Origin of the sequence: Tolypothrix sp. FACHB-123 (assembly GCF_014697075.1) — a bacterium.
Classification (GTDB): domain Bacteria; phylum Cyanobacteriota; class Cyanobacteriia; order Cyanobacteriales; family Nostocaceae; genus Aulosira.
Map to the genome: position 1 here is coordinate 23,533 of NZ_JACJRE010000082.1, position 6,000 is coordinate 29,532.

General features: G+C 42.0%; 5 protein-coding genes. 3 read left to right on the forward strand and 2 right to left on the reverse strand.

Features of this window, described 5'->3' with window-relative positions; all coding sequences use genetic code 11:
• The first annotated feature begins 94 nt into the window (after window positions 1-94).
• The 3 genes from H6G41_RS30805 to H6G41_RS30815 all read left to right on the forward strand — a co-directional run bounded on the left by H6G41_RS30805 (window position 95) and on the right by H6G41_RS30815 (window position 2,929).
• Window positions 95-1,195: a plasmid pRiA4b ORF-3 family protein gene (locus H6G41_RS30805; RefSeq protein WP_242038114.1), complete on the forward strand. Its 1,101-nt coding sequence runs from the start codon at window positions 95-97 to the stop codon at window positions 1,193-1,195.
• Window positions 1,196-1,884: 689 nt separating this feature from the next.
• Entirely contained in the window at window positions 1,885-2,127 is a 243-nt protein-coding gene (locus tag H6G41_RS30810; RefSeq protein WP_190751747.1) for a hypothetical protein, read from the forward strand.
• Window positions 2,128-2,344: 217 nt separating this feature from the next.
• Window positions 2,345-2,929, forward strand: a complete 585-nt coding sequence (locus H6G41_RS30815; RefSeq protein WP_190751749.1) for a hypothetical protein — start codon at window positions 2,345-2,347, stop codon at window positions 2,927-2,929.
• A 262-nt stretch (window positions 2,930-3,191) separates the two neighbouring features.
• Here H6G41_RS30815 and H6G41_RS30820 read toward each other — a convergent pair whose 3' ends face one another.
• On the reverse strand, window positions 3,192-4,991 hold the full coding sequence (locus tag H6G41_RS30820) for an ATP-binding protein (RefSeq protein ID WP_190751751.1): 1,800 nt from the start codon (window positions 4,989-4,991) through the stop codon (window positions 3,192-3,194).
• Window positions 4,991-5,554 (reverse strand): hypothetical protein, encoded by a 564-nt coding sequence (locus H6G41_RS30825; protein ID WP_190751753.1) that lies wholly within the window; start codon window positions 5,552-5,554, stop codon window positions 4,991-4,993. Before H6G41_RS30825 ends, H6G41_RS30820 begins: the two co-directional genes overlap by 1 nt.
• Between the last annotated feature and the right edge of the window lie 446 nt (window positions 5,555-6,000).

A 6,000-nucleotide genomic window follows, 5' to 3' on the forward strand; every position in this document is an offset into this window, starting at 1 on the left:
ATTCGTTCCACAGTTAAACCTATAGTATAGATAGTTATAGAAGGATGAAATCCGAAAAAACTGGATGTGGGCAAGCTAAATCGGGGTAATGAGCATGGCTAAAACTAAGAAATCAGAAAACGTTCCCAATACGATGCTCTCAAAGTTCGATGCAATTGTAGCGATAACGGATGATTTTGCCAAACAACGCTTGAATGATGAATATGCCCAATTAATTCGCTTTGCGACAGCAGCTTTGTGTCGGAAAAGACCATCTCCTCTGGCAAGCGGTAAGGAGAAAACTTGGGCTTGTGGCATTACCCACGCGATCGGGATGGTAAATTTTCTCTTCGACTCTTCACAAAAAACCCATGTTAGTGCCAAGGAAATCTACGATTGGTTTGGTGTCAGTCCCAGCACCGGGCAGTCGAAATCAAAACAGGTACGAGATATCCTGGATATGCGGCAGATGGACCCTGATTGGTGTCTGCCGAGTAAGTTAGACAACAACCCGATGGCTTGGATGATTTCTGTGGATGGATTTATCCTAGATGCTAGGACTGTTCGCCGAGAAATACAGGAAGAAGCATACGCACGGGGTTTTATTCCCTATATTCCGGCTGATGGCAAACCGGAAGATATCGACGAGGAGCAAGCATCATCCCATCAAAGTAAAAAACAAGCATCATCCCATCAAAATAAAAAACAAACATCATCCCATCAAAGCAAACCAGTTAACTCTTCTCCCGATGCCCTGTATGTGCTAGATGTTTTTATAATTGACGGTCCGATCGCTCCTAAATTTATCGCCAAAAATCCAGTGATATCCCGAACCATTGAGATTAAAGGTAGCAATACCCTGGAAGACCTCCATAAAATTATCTTCAAGGCATTTGATCGCAAAGATGAGCATATGTACGAATTTCAGGTGGGAGGTCGCGGACCACAAGACCCTAATGCAAGACGCTATGGCTTGAAACAAGCATTTTCCAGTTCCGATTTTACAGAAGCGCCTACGGGGGAGGTATCTACTACCCCAATTGCAACGCTCGGCTTATCTATTGATGATGCTTTTGGTTACTGGTTCGATTTTGGTGATGATTGGTGGCATCAGATTAATGTAACCAACATCGCAGAGAAGGCTCCAGAGAGCAAGTATCCTAAAATCACCGAGCGGGTTGGGGCTAGCCCTCCTCAATATGCAGATTTTGATTAACAAAAAGCAGATATAATCCACGCTAAAGTGATAGCCAACCCGCATTTTCTCCGCCAACGTTCATCTTGAGTGTCAATTATCAAAATAGTGGCGGCAACTTTTGTGATTTGAAACAAAAAATGAGATTTTAACTCATGATATGCTTCAGAAATGAGTATCCAGTTTATAGTTCACTTTTAATATTCGAGTTTTTTTACTCATAATGATTATCGTTTAGCGGATAAAAAGACTGATACGAGAAACGTTTGTATCAATCCTTCAGCTTGATTATCATTATTATTCAGCTACGGTTTGAGTAGGCGATCGCCCAACAAAAGAGCGATCGCTTGGACAATGAAATATTTTATTTTTACTCAGATATCTACTAAAACAAAAGTTTTGAACCATAACATGAGCATTTAAACCATATTTTGAATTGAAAGTTTAAGTTAGAGCAATTTTGTCAGGAATTTTTTGTGCAAGTTTTATCCAATTGTGTTTTTTAAACTCATTCTCTAGTTATGATTCAGAATTTCAACTCTCACTCATAATTTGATTCAAAGTTTTAATTTGTGATCAGCGCGAAAGCCTGAATTTTCGTTAACTTTTTTCTAATTTATGGATCAAAATTTTTCTCACATTATGATTCAAAGCATAACTTTTAAGGAATTGCAGGTACAGTAGTTACAGATAAATTATCGGTAACTAGGATGAGCAAACTTTCAGTAGTAGGAGAGGGGTTACTTTCACCTCATAACAGCACGAACATTATTGAAATCAATAAGCAGTGGCAGAAGTGGCTTCGTTGGTTAGAGACTGCACAATCTTTTCGTTATGTTCCCAATAACAATGAACCACCTTACACTGCTCGTCAAGAGAATGTTGCAAAGGACAAGCTAGTTACTGGTACGGTTACAGAAAAGTTGGTGGTGTTCTCAGAAAACGCTATATAGGATGTTCTGAAGATTTATCTATAACCAAGTTAGATGAAATCGCCTACCAACTGAGCAATCCTACTCCTAAAAAGAAAGTTACACATAGAAAGTTTGTAACCAAGCCAGAGGATGTGGAGAAATTAACAGCAGAAGTGGTCTCTTTACAGAGTGAGTTACAGACAAAGGAGGAATTGTTAGCAGAAGCATTGGGAAAGTTGACAGCCTGACGGCGGAATTGTCAGCTGTTAGGCAAGAGTTACAGAGACAGTTACAGAGACAGTTACAGATGGATACAGAAGAGAAGTTACATAACAAAGTATCTGTAACTGATTATCAGGCAATACGCGATAACATTCTTCAGTCTTGGCGTGTGTCAAAACGTACTGAGTCGAAAGACCGCATTGCTCAAGCGTTAGATGCGTTTATTGCTGAATTGACCACAGTTGGCGAATCTCCAATACAAACATCTATACAAAATGAAACGAATGCCTCACTGGTGAATAAGGCAAAACTTGATTCTCTTGTAGTCAAGCAATCAGCACAGATTCGTCTGTGGTTACGAGTGGAAAATAATAATAAATTTATTCGGCGCAAAAAGAAGGTGCGAGAGCATATCGAGCGTTTCTGCTTGGATTTCTACAATGCTCAAAAAACCACTCCCAATAGCCATGAGTACATTCTCACCATCCCCTATGAAAATGATAAAGACCTAGACAAACAAGTTTATGACCTGTTTCAAGACATGGACTCTCATGCTGACATGGATTACTGCTTTATCGAAGTAGATGCCCATGAGATTGGTACTGATAGAAGTTGGTGATTATTCAACAGCATATAATGATTCAAACTATCAGCATTATTTGCTTAATTTTTTAACAATAACTAGCTATTAATTGGCTGATTTATTATTGGTGTCTACCAGACACGTTGATAATACTTGGTGTCTTGGTCGTGCCTGGGGTTGTGTCTAGGAGATGTCTATACTGCATAAGGGTTTCAAGGTTGAGTGTCTGTAGTGTCTGGTGTCCGATGTCTGCGAATCAAGGGGGTTTTTGGGAGTAGACACAAGACACCAAAAGCGGTCAAATTTGATTGAGCTTGATAACCCCCTCAGCTATCCAGTCTGCCAAACCAGCACTGACAATTTCATACATCCAGCCCTTAATTTGCTCAACAGTGAATCTTTCACCCTGAACTTTAAAGTTACTTTTAAACTCTCTAACATCAGCCTCTATTCGTTCATTTCTGGTGAGATATTCATACAATTTTTGCGCCATTGGTGATAGTTTCTTAGACTCGGATTGGGTGTCATCTGCCTTATTACCAAGATTGATTTCCAGTTCATAAATGCGCTCTAAAGTTGCTTGATCTATGGGGGGATTTGGGTTAGATTCTGTTGGCGGCGAATAGTCGTTAAAATCGGATATTTTAGTAGTCATATTGGGCAGTTCAACTAAAATCCATTCGTTAGAACTGTCAAGTTTTACCTTTGCCTTACCAGTAGATTTTGGCTGTAGTGTAATCGGGTCAACTTCTGCCAAACATTCAACTTGCAGCATTTTAGAAACAAGATTATGCAAGCCTTTAATTCCAAATAAACACGTTTGAGTATTGTTGTGAGCAACCACAGTTAAAGGCATCTCTTGTTTACGGCTTTTAGTCAGTGCCAGCTTCCCGAATTTTGACAGCAATTCCTCATCTTTAATAAAGTCGCCGTAGGTGGTGGCTTCTTCACAGATTAGAGATAAAGCTTTCCCCTCAGACCACAATTTTTGTCGCCATTGCTCCTCACTTAAGGATGAATTGTTGAAGGTTTTTAGCCGTGCTTCTAATTCCTCAACGTAATCCCGGATCTGCTGCTCGATGTCCGACCAAGAATGGTAACTTTCAACCCCTCGCCATTCTGCGCGGTTGCTGTCAGGGTCAAGGACAACAACGCGGTAGCCTGCTTGTTTTTTCTGTTTGGCGACGTAACGAGCCAGCCAAGATTTACCACCACCTTGGTTGCCCCAAATCAAGGCAGTTTGTTTAATGAGATTTTGCACCCATGCGGTGTTATTGTCGGGTGGGATTACTGGTTGCTGCATTTGCTCTTCCACAGTTCCTGGTGTGCCGTGTGGTAGCTGTGGGGCTGGCTGCTGTTGAGGCTCAAACTTCTCAAAGCTTTGCCCAGAGTCGAGCAGGTGTCCAAATTCGTAATAATCATCAGCCGACATTGCCATGAGTAGGGCTGTTACCTGCTGTGGGGTGATACTGGCTAAGAACTGCTGTCTAGCCTCAGCGATTTTAATACCTCTCAAATATTTGAGCAGTTCCTTACCCGATAGGTCTAACAACTGTTCACCTAGTCTTACAGTGTAAGATGCTTTCACACCTTCAAAGAGTTTGGTAGCTCGGTAATGGGGGCGGATGTCTGCTAGATAATCTTGTGCCTTACTTGTAGCCCACAATCCTACTCCCCCCAATATTATCGCCGCTATCCCCAGATGAATTTTAAACGGGTTATCGGCACTCAGTGAGCGAAAAACATATAACCCATCATGCTCAAGAAATGCCCAAGGGTTATAGTTTGGGTTGCTGGTGCGGTACTGGTTAGCCTTGAGGTAGGGTTCTGGAATTTGCGATCGCTGTTCATATCGGCAATACTTTTTACCCAAAAGTAATTTATTTGGGTTGCCGTCACCTGCTTGAATAGGTGCATCATGAATTCTCGCTCTTCTCGGGTAGAAACAGATGTCTTTCTTGGCTATGCCATCGCCAATATGAGCAGCTATGCCACAAACTAAAGCACCTGCCACAGATAGTTTTACTGCCCAATTTAAACGCAGTGGCAGGTTGTAAGAGCGTTGATTTAGTTCCGATGGTTTAACGTCATTCATCATCACTTTTTCCGCAAAAATAATAACAGTGCGATGGCGGCGAAGACAGAAAAGCCCAATAATAAGCCAAAATTGTCTTTGCTTGGCTGCCGGATGCCCTCAAACTCTCTCACCTGTTGGGTGAATACAGAGAAGCTGCCACGGGCAATAGAATCCATGTTTTGGGCATCAGAAGTGAGTTTCCACGAACTAGCCATGAGCATTGCAGTACGAGTAACACCAATGGCAAACTTTTGACGGTTGGTGATTGTGGGAATAACGCTATTAGAAAAACGCAAATAGCACAAAGTACCAGCGAAACTTGCACCCACTGGTAAACCTGCTACTACTGCCGGGAACAGTCCCACACTGCCTGCTAGATACAGCGATTGAGTTGATACGACTTGAAAACCTGCCATAACCGCACTTTGGGCGATGCCACGAATCACTGTTATGCTGCTGTCAGTTTCTGCGATCGCTTCTTGAACCTGTTCTGAGTCGTACTGCTCTTTGTCTACAATCTCTTTACTGTCGTCTACAAGCTCCGCATCAAAATAGATAGGTGTTTTCTGATTGTTAGTTAGCATAGGGACACCTTTTAAAATGGCTATCCCCCAGACTCACTGGGGGATTTGGCAATTTAGTCAAGCCTTCTATAGTGTGGGGTGTAGGGTGTGGTAAGACTTTCATGATTTCCCCTACACCCTACCCCCTACACCCTAGTTTTAGTCAATCAACCGTCTAAAAAAACCTTTCACTCGGAGCATTGCTGCTGAACCGTGTCTGTGGATTTCTCGCAGTGTTTCTCGTGCTTTGTCACCTGGGGTCAATTCTGATTTTTTGGCTTGAATCTGCTGCCAAAGTTGAGTTTTAGCCCTAGTTGAGTCAATTTCAATTGTCCTCAGTGCAACGCGGTGCGATTCACCCAAGAGGGGGAAGAGCTGGCGAAGCTGTCACCAAGTGCAAACTAAACAGTTTAGTTTAGAGAGCAGTCTGGAAATCAAGGGATGAAACTTTGTTAGCACCTAAGTTT

Excerpts from the sequence above, each read along its gene's own strand:
- H6G41_RS30805 (WP_242038114.1), top strand. The coding sequence starts at position 95 with ATGGCTAAAACTAAGAAATCAGAAAACGTTCCCAATACGATGCTCTCA.
- H6G41_RS30810 (WP_190751747.1), top strand. The coding sequence starts at position 1,885 with ATGAGCAAACTTTCAGTAGTAGGAGAGGGGTTACTTTCACCTCATAAC.
- H6G41_RS30820 (WP_190751751.1), bottom strand. The coding sequence starts at position 4,991 with ATGATGAATGACGTTAAACCATCGGAACTAAATCAACGCTCTTACAAC.
- H6G41_RS30825 (WP_190751753.1), bottom strand. The coding sequence starts at position 5,554 with ATGCTAACTAACAATCAGAAAACACCTATCTATTTTGATGCGGAGCTT.